Source organism: Methanospirillum sp., assembly GCF_028679455.1.
In the GTDB taxonomy this organism is placed as follows: domain Archaea; phylum Halobacteriota; class Methanomicrobia; order Methanomicrobiales; family Methanospirillaceae; genus Methanospirillum.
Window position 1 is genome coordinate 1 of record NZ_JAJRBM010000171.1, and the last position, 3,122, is coordinate 3,122.

The window sequence follows — 3,122 nt, forward strand, 5'->3', positions numbered from 1 at the left end:
ACCTACAAGGAAATAAAACTTCCGGTACGAAATTTTAGAGAGATTTAAAAATGAAGAATAAATATCCGATTGTTAGTCGTGAGTAGGTGGCACACTCACGCTAAAGGGGTAGTTATTATCCAGTGTCAAACCGAACATAAGGCTCGATAATATCTCAATAACGTGATAAAATAATGAGTAACAGATTCAAACTACATTTTTGTTCATGAGATTCTCAACCCTTATCATCTTTAACAGCAGATTACCTTTTCAGGAGATCACATGAAGTCTATCTATTGTCTTCTGATCGGAATTGTTCTTGTTATGCTGTTGTTCACAACGATTACGACTGCCGCCTCTCCGGACCGCCTTGACACTATCATCGAACGGGGAAGCCTGATCATCGCTATGGAACCAGTCGGTGCTCCCTATGGGTCCATCGTCCCAGGTGTGGAACGCAGTTCAGTCACGAACTGTTCGGGGGACTGTTATACTGAAAACCAAATGACCGGATTTGACATTGCCGTCACATCTGCTATTGCCCGGAAACTCGGGGTTGAAGCCTGTTATCGTACACCTGCCCATGATCTCGTTGAAACCAGGAACTGGTCTGGTTGGGATCTCTTCACAAATTACTATATAACCAATGACCGGTTGGATGATTACTATTTCACCCGGCCAATCGTCTCGGAATCATCCCGGTTCTACATCCGCACCAATGAGACAGAAATCACCGGATTATCCAACCTATCAGGCAAAATTATCGGCGTTGGAAATGCTTCCGCTCAACTGAACTATCTTAAAAACAAACTCGACATTATCGGTACCGTATACGAAAATCCGGTGGTAGATCCAGTCATAAAAGAATACACGGATGAGTACGACGCTCTTGACGCTCTCAATGATGAATCTGTTGATGCAATTCTCATTTCAGAAACCACCGGGGAAGATGCAATCGCCAACGGAACCCGGATTGTAGGTCTCAACCCCGCTGCCTTCACCGGATACGGGGCTTACAGCCTCTCGAAGCAGTCTGAAGGGGATGCAAAGCAACTGGTTGAGAAGATTGACGGGATCCTTGCTGATATGTATACTGATGGAGAACTCTCTAACCTATATCAGGTTTATCTTGGAGGAGAGTTTACCAAAGATGCTGAATCCTTTAATATCAGCACCCTGAATCAGTTCTCCGGGTAACCAACCCGGCACCTGTTTTTGAATCAGACTATCAATTGATTGGTCAGACTTTTAATCTGATATTGTCTCAAATTTCTGGTTCGATACAGATTTTCTCATATGGTATGTTCAAATTATTCTTGAATGGTTACATGGTGTTTAATCCATGCAACATAGTGATCCATCCAGTTCTGAAGATATGATATGCTGGCTTCCCCGATATTTCCGTCATCGTCAAACAAACCATCCCGCATCTGGATGTATGCTTCTGGCTGTCGCAAGGTGGAAACATCCAGGAATGAGAGGACATTGCGTAAGTGTTGCTGGGCCATTGCGGTCCCTGCAGCACCCGGAGAAACACCTATAATGCCCGCAGGCTTTCCAGCCCAGACATTCTGACCATATGGGCGTGAACCATGGTCCAGGGCATTCTTCAGAACACCCGGAATCGAACGGTTGTATTCAGGTGTTACGAACAAAAGCCCGTGGGCAGCATTAATCTCCTTCTTCATTCGTTTAACAGAATCTGCCTGATGTTCGTCATCATCCTGATTATACAGGGGAATATCATGTATCTGTACATGATTAAATGAAAATTCAGAAGGTGCGATCTTTTCAATGGCAATTGCCATTTTTTTGTTGAAGGAATCCTTACGAAGACTTCCCACGATGGTAGCGATGATGTACTGATTCATATGGTTCACATTAGGATTTTTTTCTGATAAATCTATCATGCTCATAATCTGAAAAAGCCTGCTCCAGTTCTTCCTGAGTGTTCATAACGATGGGACCTCCCCAGGCAATTGGTTCACGTAACGGTTTACCGGAAAAGAGCAGGAACCGAACTCCCTGACTCCCCGCATGAATCCCGATTGTTTCACCCTCTTGTCCGTACAGGACTACACTCCGGTTCACGAGATCATCTTTTGATTGCTGGTCAAATCTTCCTGATCCAGAGATGACATAGGCAGCTGCCATGGAACCTGGTTTGACCGCATGAGTAAACGAGGAATCAGGGTCCAGTGATACGTCAAGGTACTCCATATCTGCGATGACAGGATTGACAGGTCCTGCGGTATCACCGATCCTGCCACTTATTACTCTGATCTGTATCCCCCCGGGTAACCTGACCAGAGGAATTTTTTCAGCAGAAATCTCCTGGTACCATGGATCCATCATCTTATGGGCACGAGGGAGGTTCACCCAGAGCTGAAACCCACCCATCCGTCCGTTTATGGGTTTTGGCATCTCCTGGTGGATAATTCCAGAACCTGCCGTCATCCACTGCACACCCCCGGCATCGACGTTCCCTACATGACCCATACTATCACCATGTTCGACTGTTCCTTCCAGCATATAGGTAACGGTCTCAATTCCACGGTGCGGGTGCCAGGGAAAACCAGCGAGATAATCCTCCGGGCGGTCAGCACGAAAGTCATCAAACATAAGAAATGGATCAAAGTCAGGGATCGTATGATAACCAAACGCTCGGTGAAGCCGGACACCAGCCCCTTCCATCGTTTCACGGGATGTAAATAATTTTGCAATTGATCTGGCATGTGCCATATGATGCAAGGATATGGGAAGGTGAGTAATAAGGTTGTCGTGAGGCATAAGAAATGTTTGAATTATCCCTTTCCTGGTGTCAGTACTGATCGATGTACCTGAGATAACATGGAGCAAATGTTGCCTCAATATTACCACTTATCTCTGAAGAGGTAGACCGTGTATCAGCAACAGGTAATTCCTGATGTAATGCCAAGGTGGCGGAGCGGCCACGCGGCTGACTGCAGATCAGCTATACTCCGGTTCAAATCCGGACCTTGGCTCTATCCTTATGTATACGGTGCATTTATGAACCCTGATATCTGGTTGATCCGATACGCTGAAATTTTTTTAAAGAGTGAACCGGTTCGAAGATCCTGGGAAAAGATTCTTGTTCAATCTCTGAAAGAACGACTCCCTGA

At 45.5% G+C, this 3,122-nt stretch carries 3 protein-coding genes and 1 tRNA gene; 2 read left to right on the forward strand and 2 right to left on the reverse strand.

Annotation, left to right across the window (positions count from 1 at the left end; genetic code table 11):
- The first annotated feature begins 261 nt into the window (after positions 1 to 261).
- The gene (locus tag LUQ50_RS05820; protein ID WP_300037568.1) at positions 262 to 1,176 is read left to right on the forward strand and encodes an ABC transporter substrate-binding protein; all 915 of its coding nucleotides are present in this window, start codon (positions 262 to 264) and stop codon (positions 1,174 to 1,176) included.
- 113 nt (positions 1,177 to 1,289) lie between these two features.
- Here the strand turns inward: LUQ50_RS05820 and LUQ50_RS05825 are convergent, their stop codons facing one another.
- Positions 1,290 to 1,850, reverse strand: a complete 561-nt coding sequence (locus LUQ50_RS05825; protein ID WP_300037573.1) for an NADPH-dependent FMN reductase — start codon at positions 1,848 to 1,850, stop codon at positions 1,290 to 1,292.
- Between the two features lie 10 nt (positions 1,851 to 1,860).
- Positions 1,861 to 2,838 (reverse strand): pirin family protein, encoded by a 978-nt coding sequence (locus tag LUQ50_RS05830; protein ID WP_300037575.1) that lies wholly within the window; start codon positions 2,836 to 2,838, stop codon positions 1,861 to 1,863.
- 74 nt (positions 2,839 to 2,912) lie between these two features.
- Between LUQ50_RS05830 and LUQ50_RS05835 the strand changes: the two genes are divergently transcribed.
- Positions 2,913 to 2,984, forward strand: a tRNA-Cys gene (locus LUQ50_RS05835).
- Positions 2,985 to 3,122 lie beyond the last annotated feature (138 nt).

Coding starts and splice junctions, on each gene's coding strand:
- LUQ50_RS05825 (WP_300037573.1), bottom strand. CDS start 1,850: ATGAATCAGTACATCATCGCTACCATCGTGGGAAGTCTTCGTAAGGAT.
- LUQ50_RS05820 (WP_300037568.1), top strand. CDS start 262: ATGAAGTCTATCTATTGTCTTCTGATCGGAATTGTTCTTGTTATGCTG.